This window comes from Streptomyces sp. NPDC015220, assembly GCF_043079345.1.
Lineage (GTDB): Bacteria > Actinomycetota > Actinomycetes > Streptomycetales > Streptomycetaceae > Streptomyces.
This window is the reverse complement of sequence record NZ_JBIBUK010000036.1, coordinates 1-18,185: the sequence shown is the minus strand read 5'-3', so window position 1 is coordinate 18,185 and position 18,185 is coordinate 1. Positions and strand designations below refer to the sequence as shown.

Below are 18,185 nucleotides of genomic sequence, written 5' to 3'. Positions count from 1 at the left end.
ACACGGGCTTGCCGTCGGCGTCGGCTGCGAACGCCGTCGCGGTCGGCAGGACGGCGGCGACCAGCGCCGCCACCGTCACCACCGCCACGGCCGATCCTGATCTCTTCCGGGCACGCCGAAGAGACGTGCCGAAGGCACGCGAGTGCATGGATTTCCCCCCACAGGAAGACAGACCCCGGCAACCCGAGCGGCTACCAGGCCCGCACACGTTGTCACAGGATTCACACAAAGATTCGCGCTGTTCCCGACGATCCCCTTCGCATACGGGCCGGAATCCGCCCCTCCTCTTCGAGGTGACAAACATGTAGAAGTACGGAGAAGGTTCGCGCCGTTGGGCACGCCCGGAGGGTGACGTGATCATCCAGGGCCTGATATGAACGGCTGAAAACCGAGGGCTCCCCGTGAGGCACCCGACAAGGTGATCGTGGCGATCGGGTCCCGCAGCTCGTCGGCGTCGGCGTGATCGAGTTCACCGAAGACCTACACGACGGGACCGGCTGCGCTGTCGCGGGTGGTGGTCCTCAGCGGGCTCACAATCTGTTCCTCGTGTGCGGGTCGGTGGCCGGGATGCCCAGGGCGAGGAGCGCGGTGTCGTCGTCGAGGCCGGCCGGGAAGCTGTCCAGCAGGCTTGTCAGGGCCTGGATGACGTCGTGGGGCGGATCGCCGGCGTGGCCTGTGGCGAAGGTGAGGAGGGCGTCGTCACCGTACAGGCTTGTGCGGTCCTTACCGGTGCGGGCTTCGGTGAGGCCGTCGGTGTAGAGCAGGAGGGTGTCCCCCGGGTCGAGGACGGTGGTGGCGGTGGCGAAGGGTGCCGCGGGCAGGACGCCGACGAGGAGGCCGCCGGGAGTGGGCAGGAAGTCGGCCGTGCCCTCGCCGCGCAGGACCAGAGCCGGCGGGTGGCCGCCGGAGGCCAGGTGGACGGCGACCTGCCCGGTCACGGCGTCGAGTTCGAGCGTGCCGAAGATCGCGGTGCAGTAGCGCGGGTCGCCGCTGCCGGCGTAGCGCTCGTGAAGCACTGTGTTCAGCGTGGTGAGGGCGGAAACAGGGTCGGCCTGGTGCATGGCGGCGGCGCGCAGCGTGTAGCGGGCCAGTGAGGTGAGTGCGGCAGCCTGCGGTCCCTTGCCGCACACGTCCCCGAGGAAGAACCCGGAGCGTTTGCCGTCGATGGGGAAGACGTCGTAGAAGTCGCCGCCCAGTCGGTCCGGGGAGGCGGTGTGGTAGTAGGCGGCCGTCTCCACGCCGGCCAGTTTCGGGAGGATGTCGGGCAGCAGAGACTGCTGGAGCACCGCGAGGGCTTCCTGGAGCCGGCCACGGTCCGCCTCCGCCTGCTTGCGTGCCTCCTCGGCCTGCTTGCGCGCCTCCTCCGCCGCCTTCCGGCCGCGCAGGAGCTCCTCCTCGTAGGCCCGGCGGTCCCGCGCGTCGAAGACGGTGGTGCGGATCAGCAAGGACTCGCCCATGCTGCCGCGCTTGACCACGGAAGAGACCAGCACCGGAATCCGGCCGCCGCCGGCCTGCTTGATCTCCAGGGCGATCCCGCTGATCTCGCCCTGCATCCGCAGCAGCGGCGCGAAATGTGTCTCGTGATACAGCTTGCTGCCCACGGTCAGCAGGTCGGTGAACCGCATCCGGCCCACCACCGCCGTACGGTCCAGGCCGAGCCAGTGCAGCAGGGTCGTGTTGATCTTGGCGATGGTGCCGTCCATCAGCGTGGACAGATATCCGCACGGAGCGCTGTCGTACAGGTCCTCGGCGCTGTCCTCCAGCAGTGCGGCGAACGCCGCGCTCGCGAGTTCGGCGCCGTCGGCGTCCTGCGGGTCCGGCTGCTGGTCGGCGCGGCACATCATCGCAGGCCCGCCAGGAAGGTCCTGATCGCCTCGTTGGTCGCTTCGGGCGAGGACAGGTGCGGGCAGTGCCCGGTGGCATCCAGGGTGACCAAGGTGGAGCCGTCGATCGCCTGGTGGACGAAAGCGCCGACCTCGCGGGGGGCGATGACGTCCTGGTTGCACTCCAGCACCAGCGTCGGCACCCGCACACTCTTGAGATCGTCCCTCGAATCCGACAGGAACGTGGTCCGGGCGAAGACGCGCGCCATATCGGGATCGGTGGCGCAGAAACTGTTCCTCAGTTCCTCACCCAGCTCGGGCCGTTCGGCGTTCCCCATGATCACCGGGGCCATGGCCGCCGACCAACCCAGGTAGTTCGACTCCAGCGAGGCGAGCAGCTCGTCGATGTCCCCGGCGCTGAACCCGCCCCGGTAGCCGTCGTCGTCGATGTAGCGAGGGGAGGGAGCGACCATCACCAGCGCGCCGATCCGCTCCGGAGCCATGCCGGCGGCCAGGACCCCGATCATCGCGCTGACCGAGTGCCCCACGAACACCGCGTCGCGCAGGTCCAGCGCCTCGCAGACCTCGACCGCGTCCCGCGCATACCCCTCCAGGGAGGAGTACCGCTCCTCGGAGAACGCGGACGGTTGCGACCGGCCCGAACCGACGTAGTCGAACAGCACCACACGGTAGTCCTCGGCCAACGCAGGAACCGTCAAGCGCCACATGTTCTGGTCACAGCCGAAGCCATGCGCCAGCACCACCACAGGCCCCTGAGGGTTGCCGGCAACGGTCACGTTGTTCCTGCGGGCAATGTCCATGCCCACAGTCTCTCAATCGGCGGCCCGCGGCCTCGACACGCCTCTGAATCTCCGCCACCATGCCGCAAACGTTCACGCAGCCCGCACCGGGTTTGCCGTACCAGCGCCGGTCCGAGCGACGGGGCCGCTCGGGGCTCCCGGTGCGTCCGGCGGCCCACAACAGGGTGGACGAGGTCGGCGGCGAGCGCGCGGTGCGTCCGCGTGCCGCAGCGGTGCGGCGGGATCATCCCGGACGACGAGTGTCCCGCGCACGGGCACCGCGTGAGCCGGCGGTGACGTGGCCCACCGAGGATGGCCCGCGCTGCCGGCAGCTCCAGGCAAGACTCCCGACGGCGCCCCGTTCGCGGAAGAGCGCGGGTGCCAATGCACGCCGGCGTGGCCCGGCTTGGAGACGACGGCGAACGGGTACGCGCTCCCGGCTCAGCCGTCCAGCCACTACAGCGTTCTCACGAACCCCGAGGCCGGTCCATTCGTCGCGCGCTGCACCGGTTGTCACGCTCGCTATCCCCACCCTTGGGTGATCCCGCAGGGCGCGCCGATGCCTTTCGCCTGGGCTCGTGAGACTCCGCCGACCGCGTGAGCGCCGAGCAGGCTCAGTCTGGGAAGAATCGCACTCGCGGCTGGGGAAACCGGGAGAAGACCGCGCGTGCTCCCTGCGTGCCCGATCGGACGGCCGTGAACGGGGAACCGCGGGAAACGTCTTCGAGTCGCCCAGAGACTCGCAGGGCGACTCGAAGACGTACCGGCGGGCCAGGCCCGCTACCGACGTCGCCGTGTACGCGGTGGACGGCCGTGAGAGCTGAGTCGGTGTCCGCCTGTCGAGCCGGCCCGTCAGATGACCTTCTTCTCCTCGGTGACCATCACGGCCACTGAGTCCATGTCGATGAAGCGTGCTTCGTCGGGGTTGACCAGCGTCCGGTAGTTCTCGGAGGCGAAGAAGGCGTCGTGGTCATCCCAGTCCTCGAACCAGATTTCCGTCAGGCCGTCGTAGGCCCGGGGCGGGTAGTTCTCGGCGGGGACCGGGTGGGACACGGTGTACTTGCGCACGTAGCATTCCGCCTCCGGGATGGAGGTGAACAGCGGCGCGTGCCGGTCCCGGTGATGCTCGACGAAACGCTCGTACGACATACCCTCGACGCGGTTGATCATGAAGATGAGCTTCAGCATGGAGTTAACCTAAAAGCTCACATCAATGTCAGGGGCAAGTGGGTCAGGAGCATGGGGGAGTTCGGCATGCGGATCGGTGACCTGTCCGCCCGGACGGGAGCCAGCCGTCGGTCGCTGCGCTACTACGAGGAGCGGGGCCTGCTCGTCAGCTCCCGCTCGCCCAGCGGGCAGCGCCACTACGAGGACGAGCACGTCCAGCGGGTGCGCCTCGTGCAGGCGTTTCTGGCGGCGGGCATGTCCAGTGGCACCATCGCCGAGATGGTGCCCTGCATGGCCGAGCCGAATGAGGACCGGGCGCGGCAGGCTCTGGAGATCATGGGCCGCGAGCGGGCCCGGCTGTCTGAGGCCATCGACGGTCTCGCCGCCGCCAGGGACGCGCTGGACCATCTCATCGAGGACAACCACGCGTACCTGGCAGGGGCGGCGGAGGACGATTCGTGATCTGGGGACGTTCGGATCAGCGCGCGGACCAGAGGAGATGCCCGCGACGTGGAGCCCGGCCAGATGGATGGTCGCGGTCTTCTCGGAGCGGGTGGCGATGCCGCGCCACTGCTTCAGGCGGTTGACGCACCGCTCGTCGGTGTTGCGCTGTTTGTGGGCCCCGCGGTCGCAGGCGGGCGGTCTGGCGCCGACTGGTCCGCGCCGGGTCCGGTTGGACCGCTGGTCGGCCCGTTCAGGGATCACCGCGCGGATGCGGCGTCTGCGCAGGTGGTCGCGGATCTCACGGGACGAGTACGCCTTGTCGGCCAGGCTCTCGACGAACCGCCATCACCGTGACGAGCCGGAGTCGATGTAGTCGCGCGGCAACCGTGTCCGGGGTCGGCAGCCGCCGGGCGGCGTTGGGGTGTCAGGTCTCCCGGTGCCGGCTCAGAACAGTGCCTGGTCCTCGCCGCTGGTGTCCGCGATGACTGGCCGGAATTGGGCGGGGAGGCCGTCCAACCGGTCAGGACCGGCTGCGGCGGCCACGGCAGGGGCCGTCTCGGCCAGCCAGACGCGGAACCGTTCTGCGGCTTCGCGGTAGGGGACGCGCGCCAGGACACGGTGCTCGCCGGAGGGGCAGCGGTCGACGGTGACGGTGAGCAGGCAGGAACGGGGCGCGTTCTGGCTGCCCGTCCAGGACACGCGCAGGAGACCGCAGGGCTTGCGCCCGCGGGGGGCAGGGTGGGTCGGGCGCAGTGACCGGCAGGCTGTGTGGGCGGTCCACGCGGCGAGGTGCGGCAGGGGCAGGGTGGTGCGTGCGCGGCAGCCGGGGCAGCGGTGCCAGTGGCGGAGCCAGTCGTGGGTGTCGGTGTGGAAGAGGCGTGTGTAGTGGTTCGCCACGCGGATGTCGTTGCCGTACAGGTGGTCGGGGCGTTCTTGTGTGTTGCAGGACTGGCAGAGGGGGGCGCGGACGTAGCCGTGTTCGTGGCAGTGGTCGAGAACGGTGGCGGGTGCGGTGCGGCAGACGGCGCACGCCCACCCGGCGACCCTGCGGGAGGTGCCGGGCTCTCTGCTGAGCTGCGAGTACAGCCGGCCTTCCAGCTCTTTGCCGTACGGGCGCAGTGAGGCGGTGGGGCCCTGGGGGCTCGTCGTCTGTCGGCCGTCGGCGTCTGGGGCCTGCCGGGGGTGGGAGGGCGGCTCGGTGACGGCTGTGCTCGCCGGGCGGGTCCGCGCGGCCTGCACCCACTGTTTTTCGGCGTGCTCGGCCGTGTCGAGCAGCCTGACCACGGCGCGCGGCAGCCACCACGAGCGCTGCGTCCCGGTGGACGTTCGCTCCACGAGTATCTGCCGCCAGTCGATTCCCGCCAGATGGTACGGCCGGCCCGCTTCACGACGTGCTGTCCGCTCGGGGCCGAAGGGCTCCCCCCGTTCCCCCGCGATGCGCCGGCGCCAGCGCAGCGGCGTTCGCTCGTCGCACTCCGGCCTCGACGCACCACGGAACGGACCGATGCGGACCAGGTCCCGCCGGTCCATCCGAATCGCGTTCAGTTCCGCGGCCGCCCGGCGTATCTCAGCCTCCACAACGCTCCACCGACCGCTGTCCGCCCTCACCGTCGCCACCACACGGCCGCCGAGCAGGACGTACCCCGCCCGGGCACGGGCAGGAAAGCAGGTGAGCGCCCCCGAAGCCGTCGGCACAGCACTGCCGGCCGTCAGATCGACCCACAAAGCGTCCGCGGCGCCCAGGGAGATCAGGCCGTCCGCGCGACCGGGCATGACACGCTCTGACATGCCGACAGGCTAACGCCCCGCACATCTGCACCGGGCCTTGACCCAAGGCCCGACGGGACGCCCGTGTGACTTGCGCAGGGTCGGCGGCAACCGGCTTGCGACGTCGGCCGGCGCGGACTTCCGTAGCTCGGCACCCACGGCCTGCCGGCCGAGTCGCCGGAGCCGCCGACGGTGTGGGTCGCTCGTCCGGAGCGGCGGGCGGGCGGTGCCCTCGACGGCAAAAAGACTCCCCGGGCGCCGAACCTCCACCATGCATCGCGCATCTTCAAAAGCGTAGGCGCGCACTGACCTCGTGCGCCGATTCGTACGCGAGGGGAACCGAGAACTCATGAAGAGGAACCTGGCCGCCGTGGCCCTTCTGGCCGTCGCCGCCGCTGCCGCTACCGCCGTCCCTGCCTCGGCCGCATCCGCCAAGGCCCAGCCGACCCGCTGCCACACCGCCGACCTGAAGGCCGGCTTCGCCATGGGGGACGACGCGAGGCCGGAGATGGGGCAGGCCAAGAAGCAGACCCAGGCGTACATCTGGTTCACCAACCAGAGCAAGCGCACCTGCACCCTGTCCGGCTTCGCCGGTGTCGACATGATCGGCACTCAGAAGACCGACGGCACCTGGTCGCTGGTGCGGTCCGCCAAGAAGCCCGTGAAGATGACCCTGAAGCACGGGGACACGGTGGACTTCAGCATCACCCTGCTCCCGGTGGCCAGGACCACGCCCCAGAAGGAGAAGTTCGTTCCGGGGAGGTTCCTGGTGACCCCGCCGAACGAGACGGAGCACTTCACCCTCAAGTGGCCGTTCGGCGGCCAGATCCTCAAGCAGGACGGCGCCACCCACCCGGCCACCTACCTCAATCCGGTCGGGCTGTGACCGACTGGACGACCTCTGCGGAGTCGTCCGCTCACCGGCACCCTCCGTCACCGCGGCGGTCGCCCAGCGGCTCTCGCTGAACCGCGGAGGGGAAACGACGTCTCAGCTCGGTGTTCAGGCCGCCGTCACCGCTGCGCGGTGGGGCGTACCACGATTTCGTCGACGTCGACCTGGTCCGGCTGGGTGACGGCGTAGGCGGTGGTGCCCGCGATCGCCGTGGGATCCAGTGCCATGGCGTCGCGGCGGGCGGCGGCGCGGCGCGAACATCGTGTCGAGCGGTTCGAGTCGTTCGGCGGCGGCGAGCAGCAACCGGGGAGCCCGCTTGCTGCGGCGCAGCACGTCGGCCGCCCGCCATCCGCCGAACGCGCCGGCGGATGGCGGAATCGCACGCGTGCGCCGAACTCGATCCAGCCCGCCTCCGCGGCGGGTGCCCCGCGTCCGGCGCGATACCGAGTGATCCAGAACCACGATTCACCCGACGTCGACAGTGTGGGCCCGTTCGGCTGCAGCGGGCTCCTCCCAGGGGGCTGGCAAGAGCGGCGCCACTCGCTCCCGCAGGTCGTCGGGGACGAGATCAAGTCGCACCTGGACAGGTTGCCGACCAAGATCAGCAAGTACAACACCCGCGGCTCGACTCTCTGGAACGATCAGTAGAAGGCCCGACACGCGGTCGAGTGCGGGATCAACCGGCTCAAGCACAACCAGGCGGTTGCCACGCGGTTCGACAAACTCTCGGTCCGCTTCTAAACCATCGTCCTGGTCGCCGCGATCAGCGAATGGTCATGACGAGCCTGATCTGTCGGTTGCAGATGCCATGCTGACCGCGACCGGGGTGGGCGTGGCGAGGGAGATCATTTGACAGTTCTAGCGGGTCAGCGTCTCGAAGCCGACGTCTTCGCAGTACTTCACAACACGCTCCTCCGCCTCGGAGTCACCGTTGTTCATCGCCGCCGCCGTCGCCTCCGCCAAGGTGCGGCCGCCGCCGACCGTCTCATCCCGGAGCGGTCGCACCGCGAGAAGGGCGTCCCGAGCGCTGGCCTCGGCCTCGTTGTACCCTGACGAATCCGGCGTGCCCGCGCCCGCCGCGTTCCGCGCCTTCTGCCACGTTCCAAGCTGCGTGCAGTAGTTCTCCCGCTGCTTGGTCAGCCGCTGAGCATCTTGCCCCTTGGACGAGGAGCACCCTGCCGCCACCGCCACCAGAGCAAGGGCTGGGAGTACTGCCTTGAGTATGCGCACCACATTGCCCCCGGCTGGAAGTTCGACCGCTCGACGCTGTCACCTGCAACTCTCGCAGCAGGATACTCGCGTGGGACACCTCAACTGCCGCAGTGATCGCTCAGGGGCGCGCATCGGGTCACCATCGTGTGGCGGGATAGAGCGCAGACCGCCCTCGGACTGGCCGCCGGCCTCGCGGCCCGTGGTCATCGTCCGCGGCGGGAGCGGTGCGCCCCGACTCTGCCCACCCGGACCGCCGCCCGCATTCCGCACGAGCCCCACGCCGGGTAGCGTCGACCGGCGCGACATGAACAGCACTGAGGCGTCCGGAGTCCCGCGATCGCCTCACCGGTGTCCGTGAGGTCCACGCCGACGAAGCCTACGGCTCCCGCGCCAACCGCTCCTACTCACGCGGACGCCGATCGGTCGCACCATCCCCGAGAAGGCCGACCGGGTCCGCAACCGCAAGAAGCGCGGCTTCCACGGCGGACGACCACCGGAGTACGACGAGGACGACACCGGACAACGCCCCGCGCTGGAGTGCGGCACCAACTCGCTGGAGGCCCACCGGGCGGTGGCGCCGGCGCGGGCAGGGCAGCCGTTCAGAAGCGGAACACGAAGTCACTGCCGACCGAAGCCTCGCAGTCGTTGCCGTAGGTCTTGGTGAAGTACACCGGCTGCAGGCGCCAGTTGCCCGTCACGGTGACGGTGACGGGCATCCAGACTCCTCCGCAGCCGCCGCCCGAGGCACGCGGGAGCTTGTCGAACTGCCCGTTGACGGCGATGAGTACGGTGCAGGCGTCCTCGGGCGTGGGGTGGGTCCCGCCGGTGGGCTCGCACTGAAGGGTGACCTGTTTGTTCAGACTGCCGGTCCAACTCGTGCCGGTCTTGGCAATGGTCAGATTCGTCCAGGAGGAGGGATCAGCCGACACTGCGGACGGCGCGGAGACCGAGCCGGCCGCCGCGGCCGGGACGACGGACGCGGCTGTGGCTGCGAGGCCCGCGGCCAGGGCAACTCCGAGTCTCTTTCTCATTGTTCCTCCGATCACCCCTACCGGTGTGCCATTGAGGTCCATTGAAGCGCGCGGTGGGCGGCGCCGGACAAGTGCAACGTCGGCCACCTTCGGGCCGCCGCCGGACCGGTGGGGGCGGGCGCCCGCACGGGCACCGAAGCGGCCCTGCCGCGGTCCCGGATCGCGGACGGCAGGGCCTTCACCGAGCGGTGCTGATCCACGCTCCCCTCCCCGGCCGCATACGCGGAGCGGATCCCGGTGATCATCTTCGCGATTGCAGCAAGGACGGCGCGTCGGCCTTCCTCGTCCTTCCCGCCGTCGTCCAGGAGAAGGCGGCCACGGCGAGCTTCGACTTCACCGCCGGGCGGCTGGTGACGACCGCTCCTCGCTGGACGGTGGCCACCGTGCGGCTCCCGGTGTCGTGGGACGTCGACGGCTCGGTGACGTGCCACCGGCCCGGAGGTGACTCGTGGGGCCGGTCCGGAAGCCTGGGCGGAATCGAGCCCGACGAGACGAACACGTCCGTGGAGACGCCGGCGGACTGCACCTCCGTGGAGCTGGATGCGGACGTGAAGGCCTACTACCCGGGGAGGAAAAGCCCCTTCACCCACCTCGTGCAGACCTTCACCGCGCCGAGCTCGGCCCGCTGAGCCCTGATCACCCGCGGCGGGGACGGACCGTACGTCGCACACCGGCCCCCGCCCCGGACCGTGGCGCGGGTTCGGCCAACCGTGGGGACGCGGGCAACGACTCGGCGTATCCGCGTCCCACCACATGGCGAATGCCTGACGCATGCACGACACTCGGGCGCCTGAAGCCGGACGCGACCAACCTCGGACACACCCGCACCGACAGCGCCCGGACGACCGACCCGGCCACCGCGTAGACCAAGCGGCCGCCCGGCCTACGGCCGGACGACCCCTCAGCACGGTCTTCATGCGCCTTCTAGCCGGCCGTCGCCTCGTTCGCTGCCGGTATGACCACGAGACGCAGGTTCTCCTCGTCGTTGTGCCCGCTGATCGCGAACAGGCGGGTTCCGTCAGGAGTCCATGCGAGGCCGTGGGGCCGCAGGTATCCGGCGTCGTAACCGGTGGCGGGGGCGAGGGACACCGTGCGGTAGGGGGAGTCGGCACCGGCCCGGTACAGGTACACGTCCGGGTCGGGCTCGATGCTCTCCACCCCGGCTGCGACGTCGCCGCGCGAGGAGACCGCGACGGCGTCGGGGTACGACGTGCTGGGATACGTGTGGCCCTCGGTCAGGTCCGGCAGCCGGAACGACGGGTGGTGGTACGGCGCCCCGGACGCGGTCAGCAGCGTCTTGCCGTCCGGCGTGATGGCCAGGTCGCTGAAGTTGGATGCGCCGCCGGGACCACTCACCGTCGTGCGCAGCACGGGACTCCCCCCGGAGACGTCGTACACCGAGAGCTGGGTCGGAGAGGTGTTCTCGTCCCCGGCGACGAGCGTACCCGGCGCTGCCGACGAGGTGACCAGGAGCGGCGCGCCGCTGAAGTCGCCCTCGGGTATGAGCCCCAGACGCACCTGCGGGGTGGAGGTGCCGAGTGTGAGCGAGCCGATGCTCGCCTCCCACTGCTCTCCGTACCCGAAGAACAGTGTCCGGCCGCTCAACGCCGCGTGGCGCGGCGCGGTGCCGGCACCGGTGGCGTAGCGTGCGCGCTGCTGGGCGGTACCGGTGTCGATGACACTGATGGCGTCGCCGAGCACCAGCGGCGCGTACAGCGTGCGGGAGTCGGCGGACAGCTCCAGGTCGCACACGCCCGGCAGGTTCTTGATCGTGCGGACCAGACGGCCCTGGTAGTCGGCCACCAGGACGCTGCCCGTGGTGTAGTCGGAGATGAACACCTGCTTGTGCAGCGGGTCCACGGCGAGATCGCAGTGGTAGGCGATCGGCAATGCGGTGCCCTCGTCCGCCGGCGCGGCCTGCGTCGCGGGCGCGGCGCCGAGCGACAGGCCCAGCAGGGCCGCGAGCGTCAGCATCAAGCGGGCACGGGGAAGTCGTCCTCGCATCGGTGTCCCTTCGGCGACGGGCGGCGTCCCTGGTCAGGCGCCGGCCCGTGTCACGGTCCATGGCCGCCTCGGAATACCCCCGGTTCGTCCGCGTACTCCCCGCCCGTTCCGATCACCACAAGGGATATCGACTGTTCCGCTTTTGCCGCGGGGGCCGCTGTCCGCCGAGTGAATCATGTCCGGCACTTCGGCGATCGGTCCTTCTCGAGTTGGAAGCACATGGCGGATGTTCACGGGTTGGTCCCTTCCGCCACTGGCCCCATGGGTGCCGAGCCCTGCGTCATCGCGTCGGACAGCACGCGTCAGCCAGGGACCCGGACGGCCTCGTTCTGCTCCACGCGCGTGCTGCTCTCCAGGAAGGAGGCGTCCCGGAACGCCCTCAGGGCCTTCGCTCCGGTGACGCCCAGCTTCTTCATCACCTCGTTCTTCACCAGGCCCGTGCCGCGTAGTTCGGCGCAGCGCCGCGCGAGGTCCAGCCGCTCTGGGAGGCTGCCCGGGTCTTCGTAGAAGACCGCGTCCTGCAGCAGCTCCTTCACCGAGTCGACGGAGCGGCCCATGACGCGTGCAATCTGCGCCCTCGCCATTCCGGACCGCTTGTGCCGAAGAGCCTCCGCCGCCGCGAGGCGCCTCTCGTTCTGCAGGTCCTCGTTGCGATTGAGCATGGCTCCCGCCTCCTTGCGGGCCCGGTACAGGACGCCTTCGGCCTGTTTGGGCGTCAGGCCGAGCTCCGCGGCGATGTCCCGGACCGGCAGACCCTCACCGTGCAGCCGGAGTGCCTTCTCGGCGTGTTCCCGGCGCAGCAGACGCGTCCCCTCCCGCTCCTGCTGCTTGCGCCGCCTGACCTCGTCCTTGAAGCCGCGAAGGAGGTCCGCTTTCAGGGACCGGGCGAAACGGAGACGGTCCCGCTCCTCCCGGATGTCCTCCCGGACGAAGTAGCCGTACCAGAAGGGCATCCGTTCACCCAGACCACCGTCGCCCTTCCCGCCCCACCGGAACATGGGGTACTGCTCGCGCTTGCGCAGCAGCACCTTCAGAACGGACTCGTCAGGGGTGTAGCCGCCGTCCTCCCGCATCAGCAGCCGCTGCCGCTCGGTCAGCCCGTCCGCCGCCGCTTCCCAATCGGTCCGCAGTCCGGCGGTCACCGCCAGGGCCAGGAGGGTCGCCCAGTCCCACTTGGGCACGGTGAGACCGAACCGGGCATCACCGCCGCCCTCCCAGACGTTGACTTCCGCACGGACGTACAGAGCGAAGCCGGCCGCGTTCCACGCCCGTACGACGTCATGCCACATCCTCGCGGCGCTCGCGGGCAGGTAACCGGCCCGCCGCCCGTCCACGTCGTAGGCCACCGCCCGGGCGTCCCAGGGATTGTACGGCTCGGGCACGAGCTCGGCCTCGATCCTCTGACCGGCCTGAAGCCTGACGAGCGACGCCTGGTGGTGGTACGTCCCGGAGGCGTAGTACTCCCCGTCCGGTCGGCCGTAGTCGTCCAGCAGGATGCGGCCTTCGGGCCTGACGTACTCCCCGGGTCCACGTGTGTGGCTTCCCACAACGCCCCTCCCCTTGCCCATGTCGCACACCGCTTCGGGAACAGGCCACACCGATCCCCGGCGCTGCCCGGTGGGGTCGCGTGGATCTCGTCGCACCGCCTCCGACCTGCAGCTATCTGAACGATCATATGCCTGATACCTGTCTTTTCAGCCATCTCCACCCGCGAGCAGCGGCGGACAGCGGCTCCTGCGCGTCCCGGCGCGGCCGGCCCGCCACGGCACAACGGCCGGCACACGCGGATCCACGGAGCTTCCGCCGGCTGGAACACACATCTCGAAAGACTGGTGTGACCGGCGCTCGGGGTGCTCACGCTGGTCGTCGGCAGCAGTCCGAGCAGAAGAACGTCTGTCTGGCCGAGCGCGGAATCCGGCATCGTCGCGTTCGGGGTATGAACAGCCGGCCACCACTCGTTCGAGTGGCGGGCGCGATTCGCTCTCCGGAAATGATCACACCGGCACGACCATGTTTATGACAACCCGTCAGAGAACACTGCCGCGGAAGGCGGAACTTCCATGCCGGTCAACGGATTCCCGGAGAACCCGTTCGCTCTCAGCCCCGACCACGTCGCCATGCTGGAGGCGATCCGCGTGGCGCTGCTCGACCCGTCGCCGCGCCGGATCGGCATGCTCGACCAGTGGGGTCTTGCCGACACCTTCGAGGTGCAGGCGGAGATCGCGGACTACCGTGAGTTCCCCATCGTCATGTCGGACGGGACCCGGATCGACGCCGGGCTGAGCATGCCACGCGGCCTCGCTCCGGGGCAGACCTGCCCTGCCATCGTCATGCCCGCCCCGCTGAACGACTTCGGCCGACTGGCGTACTTCGGCACGATCCCGCGCTGGACGCTCGGCGGCTACGCCGTCCTGACCTACAGCCAGCGCGGCCTGGCTCGCTCCGAGGGCGAGATCCAGGTCGCCGGGCCCCAGGACGTCGCCGACGGCGTCGAGATCCTCAACTGGCTCGACGCGCTGGAAGGCGTCGACGAGGACCGGATCGGTTGTTTCGGCGCCTCCTACGGCGCCGGGACCAGCCTGCTGCTGGCCGCGGAGGACTCCCGTGTCAAGGCCGTCGCCGGCGCCAGCGCATGGGGCGACCTGTTCACCTCGCTCTTCGAGAACGGCACCCGGCACATCAAGGCGTTCGAGGCGCTCGTGGCCCTGTTCCACGAGGAGCGCTGCTCGGCAGAGTTCCAGGAGATCATCAAGAAGATCCGCGACAACGTCATCGACGACGAGGTCAAGGAGTTCGCCCGCCTCCGCTCGCCGATGCAGCACCTGAAGACCTACAACGACCGCAAGCTGCCGGTCCTGATGACCACCTACTGGCACGAGACGATCTTCTCCGTGCCCGCCGTCGTCGACCTCTTCACCGAGCTGCGGGGCCCCAAATCGCTGCTGGTGCAGATCGGCGACCACGGCAACGGCGAGATGCCCGGCCTGTTCGGCGCCATCTCCAAGCCCACCGAGATGACCTACCGCTGGATGGACCATCACCTCGGCGGCAGGGCCGGCGACGGCGCGGAGCCGCAGTACGGCATCCGCTCGGAGTACATGCACAACCTCCTGTCCGACCTCACCCACCCCGACTGGGCGGGCTACGCTCTGCCGATGCAGCGCTTCCACCTCGGCGCCGTGCCGGCCGGGCAGCAGGACGCGCCCATGGCGCAGGGCCGGCCGCAGGCCGGCTGGACCCGCTCCGTGCAGGCCGCCGGTCCGGACACCGGGGTCGTCGTCGCCCCCAAGCTCATCAAGACCGGTCTGACGGAGCGTGTCGGGCTGCCCCACGTCTACAAGACCGCCGACATCAAACGCGATGTCGCCGCCGTCTGGACGACCGCGCCGCTGGAGCAGCCCATGCGCGTCCAGGGCGACCTGGAGGCCAGGGTCACCGTGAAGCCGCAGACGAAGAACGCCACCTTCATCGCCTACCTGCTGGACTGCGACCCCGCCACCGGCCGGGCCGCCATCATCACCCACGCCCCCTACACACTCACCGACCAGCAGGCCGCCACAGTGACGTTCCGCCTCCAGCCCGCCCACTACGTCCTCGCCAAGGGCCGCCAGCTGCAGCTCATCATCGACAGCTACGACCCGTTCTTCGCGGACGACGACACCGTTCCCTCCGCCCTCGAGATCACCTCCCCCGAGGACAACGAGTCCTACATCGACATCCCCCTCGCCCCCCTGCCGTAACACCCACCCGCCCCGCGGGGACCCACGCCCACCAGTCGGGCCCGGTCCGGACGATTCCCGCGGCGCGCGGTGACAGGTCGGCGAGGGAGGCCGCTCAGTCCTGGTCACGGGCGTGGAGGACGACCTCGTGTCCCTCGTCGAGGAGGGTGCTGGCCGCTGCGCCGCCGATTCCGTCGGTGGAGCCGGTGATGAAGACGCGCGACACGGTCGGCTCCTGCCTCGGAACGCCGCCGGACCGAGCCGTCAGGCGATGCCGCCGTTGGCGAAGAGGACCTGGCCGTTGACCCAGCGGCCCGGCCCGGCCAGGAAGGCGACGGTCTCGGCGATGTCCTCGGGCGTGCCCAGGCGTTCCAGGGGAGCCTGCGCCGCCAGCCTCTCCACCGTCGCCTCGTCCTTGCCGTCGAGGAAGAGGGGGGTGGCCGTCGGGCCGGGCGCCACCGCGTTGACCGTGACGTCGCGCCCGCGGAGCTCGCGGGCCAGGACGAGCGTCATGGCCTCGACGGCCCCCTTGCTCGCGGCGTAGGCGGCGTAGCCCGGAGCGGCGAGCCGGGTGACGGAGGTGGAGAAGGTGACGATGGCGCCACCGGCCCGGACCCGGCGTGCGGCCTGCTGGGCGACGACGAAGGTGCCGCGGATGTTGGTGCGGTGCATGCGGTCCAGGGCGTCCAGGTCGAACTCGGCGACGGGCCCGAGGGTCATCACGCCGGCGGTGTGCACGACGACGTCGAGCCCGCCGAACGCCTTCTCCACCGTGTCGAACGCCTGGCCCATGGCGGTCTCGTCGGCGACGTCTCCCCGGACGGCGACGGCCCGCCCGCCGCGCCTTTCGATCGCGGCGACAACCTCCTGCGCGGCGGCGGAGTTGCCGGCGTAGTGGACGCCGACCGCCGTCCCGGCCGCGGCCAGCCGCTCTGCGACGGCGCGGCCGATGCCGCCGGACGCTCCGGTGACCAGCGAGACACGTGTGGGCTCGGGCATGGGACTCCCCCTCGTGAGGTGACAGGCTCAATAATGAACGCTGCGTCCATATAATCAGATTGTGGACGGCGCGTCCATATGTCAGAGTCGGTGCGCGACCAATCAACGGCAGGAGGCACCACGGTGCGGGATCGGGCGGAAGGGGCGCCGGACGCGCCGGCACGGCGCGGACGGGGGCGGCGGCCCGCGGACGAGGTGCGCGCCGACGTGCTCGCCGCCGCCGGGGCGCTTCTGCTGCGCGACGGCATGGCGGCCTTCACCATCGAGCGGGTGGCGCAGGAGGCCGCGGTCAGCAAGACGACCCTCTACAAGTGGTGGTCCTCCCGGGGGACACTCGCGCTCGACGGCTACTTCCACGCCGTGGAGTCCACCCTCGCCTTCCCCGACACCGGTGACATCGAGGCCGATCTGACGGCACAGGTGCGCGCGTTCGTCCGGCTGCTCACCGAGACGCCGGCCGGCCGGGTCGTCGCCGAGCTCGTCGGCCAGGCGCAGACCGACCCCGACCTGTCCGCCGCCCTCCGGGATCGCTACTCCGCGCCCCGGCGCGAGCTCGCCGTGCAGGCCATGAGGCAGGCCCTCGCGCGGGGCCAGCTGCGCGCCGGCACCGACCCCCAGGTGCTGGTCGACCAGCTCTGGGGCGCCTGCTACCACCGCCTGCTGCTCCCCGGCCAGCCGCTCACCGAGGACTTCGCGGCCCAACTGGTCCGCAATGTCCTGCACGGCGTCGCAGCCGGCTGAGCCGAACCCGGCGGCCGGTCCGGCAGCGGAGCTCAGCGGGCGGCAGCAGCACCGAAGGATCGCCCCAGTCGGACCGTGCCCCAGCCCGGCGCGGTGATCGCCCCAGTCGGGCCGTGCCCAGCCCGGCGCGGTGATCGCCCCAGTCGGGCCGTGCCCAGCCCGGCGCGGTGATCGCCCCAGTCGGGCCGTGCCCAGCCCGGCGCGGTCGAGACGCGTTCGTCGGCGAGCTCCTCGCATCACCCTTTCAAGACACGTTCGGCAAGGGCGAGTTGGCCTCGCTCGGCACGCACCTGTACCGGTGGAACCGAGTGGCCGGTCCGAGTCCGTTGTGCGCCCTGTTCACCCGGTCGGCAGCCCGTCGGGCGCTGACACGCCACTCAATCGTTCACCGCCCGACGCTCGTCGAGGCGTTGGTGAGCGCCGATCACGCCCGGGGAACGCTGCGGGACCCGAAGCGTTCCCCGGGGCTCCGGCGCGCACCGCGCACCGCGCACCGCGCACCGCGCACCGAGAAGCCCGGACCACCAGGTACACCAGGGTGATGGCCAGCGCACCGCCCCGCCATGGCCGACGCCCCGGGCCACCCGGCAAGGGAACCGGTTGCGAGCATGTGGCCGGGCACGCTGTCGGCGATGCGGCTGAGCACGGAGCGGTCTTCGGATCTCGATGACGTCGATCTTCATCGTCGGAGGCGAAGCATCAGTCCGGCCTGAGTCGCCGTACTCATCTTCCCCGCCTGCCGGCGCTCAGTCCGGTCGCTCCGCAGCGGCCCCGCTCACGATCTCGCCCGGATCAGTGGAGCCGAGGAAGTCCATGCGCCTCTGCCACCTCGCCGCTGTGACGAGGTGGAAGAGCGCGGGAGGACTCCGCTTGAGCGGTCGGACGGCGACTGCCGGCCGCCCGCGCGTGGTGCGCGGCCGGCCGGCAGTCGCCGGTGGACGGTTCGGATCACACCGTGAGCCTGACCGCTTCGATCCACAAGTCGTTGTCGTGGGTGCCGACGTAGGTGAAGTCGAACCCGGTGCCGGGGTCGTCGCACGCCAGGCCGATCCAGGTGTCGTTGTGGACGTAGGAGTTCTGGCAGACGGTGCCGGCGCCACCGTCGACGTTGATGGTGAATCCCAGCATGTGCGGGGCGTCCTTCTCGGTACTGCCGACGTAGTTGTCGACGCCGTCGGTGGCACTCGCCCACGGGTCGGGGAAGTGTCCCTCGCCATTGGTCGACGCGGGGTCGTAGACGTAGGCGGCGCTGGACGTGCCCTTGGTTCCGGACACGGCGATGTTGACGGCCGTGGTCGGCTTCCCCGAGCCCTCCTCGCCCGCTGTTTCGCCGTCGCACACGGCGTCGGACCAGCCCTGGTCCGCCACATAGATCCGGTAGCAGATGTGCCGCTTGCCCGGTTCCTCCGCGGCCATTTGCTGGACGGCGGTCGCCGCGGTCTTCTCCGGAGCCTTGGTCTCCTTCTCCTCGGAACCACCACCCCCCGCCGCGGCTCCGTCTCCGTCTCCGTTTCCGCCTCCGGCTCCGTCCCCGTCTCCGCCGGCCTGCTGTGGCTCGGTCGCGGCCGGGGGTGCCGGGACGTCGG

General features: G+C 70.3%; 15 protein-coding genes and 2 pseudogenes. 6 read left to right on the top strand and 11 right to left on the bottom strand.

Going from position 1 to position 18,185, the window contains the following annotated elements; all coding sequences use genetic code 11:
• Nucleotides 1-530 precede the first annotated feature (530 nt).
• The 3 genes from ACF061_RS37125 to ACF061_RS37115 all read right to left on the bottom strand — a co-directional run bounded on the left by ACF061_RS37125 (nt 531) and on the right by ACF061_RS37115 (nt 3,811).
• Nucleotides 531-1,841 carry a PP2C family protein-serine/threonine phosphatase gene (locus tag ACF061_RS37125; RefSeq protein ID WP_392271464.1) on the bottom strand — a complete coding sequence of 437 codons (1,311 nt, stop codon included), beginning with the start codon at nt 1,839-1,841 and terminating at the stop codon, nt 531-533.
• On the bottom strand, nt 1,841-2,644 hold the full coding sequence (locus ACF061_RS37120; protein ID WP_392271436.1) for an alpha/beta fold hydrolase: 804 nt from the start codon (nt 2,642-2,644) through the stop codon (nt 1,841-1,843). The genes ACF061_RS37125 and ACF061_RS37120 overlap by 1 nt, the downstream gene beginning before the upstream one ends.
• A gap of 831 nt (nt 2,645-3,475) precedes the next feature.
• Entirely contained in the window at nt 3,476-3,811 is a 336-nt protein-coding gene (locus ACF061_RS37115; protein ID WP_392271435.1) for an EthD domain-containing protein, read from the bottom strand.
• A 66-nt stretch (nt 3,812-3,877) separates the two neighbouring features.
• Here ACF061_RS37115 and ACF061_RS37110 point away from each other — a divergent pair, with 66 nt between their 5' ends.
• Nucleotides 3,878-4,252: a MerR family transcriptional regulator gene (locus ACF061_RS37110; RefSeq protein ID WP_392271434.1), complete on the top strand. Its 375-nt coding sequence runs from the start codon at nt 3,878-3,880 to the stop codon at nt 4,250-4,252.
• Between the two features lie 36 nt (nt 4,253-4,288).
• On the opposite strand, the pseudogene ACF061_RS37105 reads toward ACF061_RS37110, so the two are convergent.
• Both ACF061_RS37105 and ACF061_RS37100 read right to left on the bottom strand, forming a co-directional pair.
• A pseudogene (locus tag ACF061_RS37105) lies at nt 4,289-4,561 on the bottom strand (transposase); the annotation flags it as partial.
• A gap of 117 nt (nt 4,562-4,678) precedes the next feature.
• On the bottom strand, nt 4,679-6,022 hold the full coding sequence (locus ACF061_RS37100; protein ID WP_392271433.1) for an endonuclease domain-containing protein: 1,344 nt from the start codon (nt 6,020-6,022) through the stop codon (nt 4,679-4,681).
• 328 nt (nt 6,023-6,350) lie between these two features.
• Between ACF061_RS37100 and ACF061_RS37095 the strand changes: the two genes are divergently transcribed.
• On the top strand, nt 6,351-6,887 hold the full coding sequence (locus tag ACF061_RS37095) for a DUF4232 domain-containing protein (protein WP_392271432.1): 537 nt from the start codon (nt 6,351-6,353) through the stop codon (nt 6,885-6,887).
• Between the two features lie 231 nt (nt 6,888-7,118).
• Nucleotides 7,119-7,541 carry a hypothetical protein gene (locus ACF061_RS37090; RefSeq protein WP_392271431.1) on the top strand — a complete coding sequence of 141 codons (423 nt, stop codon included), beginning with the start codon at nt 7,119-7,121 and terminating at the stop codon, nt 7,539-7,541.
• Between the two features lie 210 nt (nt 7,542-7,751).
• Here the strand turns inward: ACF061_RS37090 and ACF061_RS37085 are convergent, their stop codons facing one another.
• Both ACF061_RS37085 and ACF061_RS37080 read right to left on the bottom strand, forming a co-directional pair.
• On the bottom strand, nt 7,752-8,123 hold the full coding sequence (locus ACF061_RS37085; RefSeq protein ID WP_392271430.1) for a hypothetical protein: 372 nt from the start codon (nt 8,121-8,123) through the stop codon (nt 7,752-7,754).
• Nucleotides 8,124-8,704: 581 nt separating this feature from the next.
• Nucleotides 8,705-9,136, bottom strand: coding sequence for an SSI family serine proteinase inhibitor (locus ACF061_RS37080; protein WP_392271429.1), 432 nt, complete (start codon nt 9,134-9,136; stop codon nt 8,705-8,707).
• A gap of 188 nt (nt 9,137-9,324) precedes the next feature.
• Between ACF061_RS37080 and ACF061_RS37075 the strand changes: the two genes are divergently transcribed.
• The gene (locus tag ACF061_RS37075; RefSeq protein WP_392271428.1) at nt 9,325-9,765 is read left to right on the top strand and encodes a hypothetical protein; all 441 of its coding nucleotides are present in this window, start codon (nt 9,325-9,327) and stop codon (nt 9,763-9,765) included.
• Between the two features lie 295 nt (nt 9,766-10,060).
• Here ACF061_RS37075 and ACF061_RS37070 read toward each other — a convergent pair whose 3' ends face one another.
• Nucleotides 10,061-11,140, bottom strand: coding sequence for a YncE family protein (locus ACF061_RS37070; RefSeq protein ID WP_392271427.1), 1,080 nt, complete (start codon nt 11,138-11,140; stop codon nt 10,061-10,063).
• Nucleotides 11,141-11,442: 302 nt separating this feature from the next.
• Nucleotides 11,443-12,687, bottom strand: a complete 1,245-nt coding sequence (locus tag ACF061_RS37065; protein WP_392271426.1) for a hypothetical protein — start codon at nt 12,685-12,687, stop codon at nt 11,443-11,445.
• Between the two features lie 513 nt (nt 12,688-13,200).
• On the opposite strand from ACF061_RS37065, the gene ACF061_RS37060 reads away from it, so the two are divergent.
• Entirely contained in the window at nt 13,201-14,880 is a 1,680-nt protein-coding gene (locus tag ACF061_RS37060; RefSeq protein WP_392271425.1) for a CocE/NonD family hydrolase, read from the top strand.
• Between the two features lie 243 nt (nt 14,881-15,123).
• On the opposite strand, the gene ACF061_RS37055 is transcribed toward ACF061_RS37060, so the two are convergent.
• The gene (locus ACF061_RS37055; RefSeq protein WP_392271424.1) at nt 15,124-15,858 is read right to left on the bottom strand and encodes an SDR family oxidoreductase; all 735 of its coding nucleotides are present in this window, start codon (nt 15,856-15,858) and stop codon (nt 15,124-15,126) included.
• Nucleotides 15,859-15,981: 123 nt separating this feature from the next.
• Here ACF061_RS37055 and ACF061_RS37050 point away from each other — a divergent pair, with 123 nt between their 5' ends.
• On the top strand, nt 15,982-16,599 hold the full coding sequence (locus ACF061_RS37050; RefSeq protein WP_392271423.1) for a TetR-like C-terminal domain-containing protein: 618 nt from the start codon (nt 15,982-15,984) through the stop codon (nt 16,597-16,599).
• A gap of 948 nt (nt 16,600-17,547) precedes the next feature.
• Here the strand turns inward: ACF061_RS37050 and ACF061_RS37045 are convergent.
• A pseudogene (locus tag ACF061_RS37045) lies at nt 17,548-18,185 on the bottom strand (hydrolase); the annotation flags it as partial.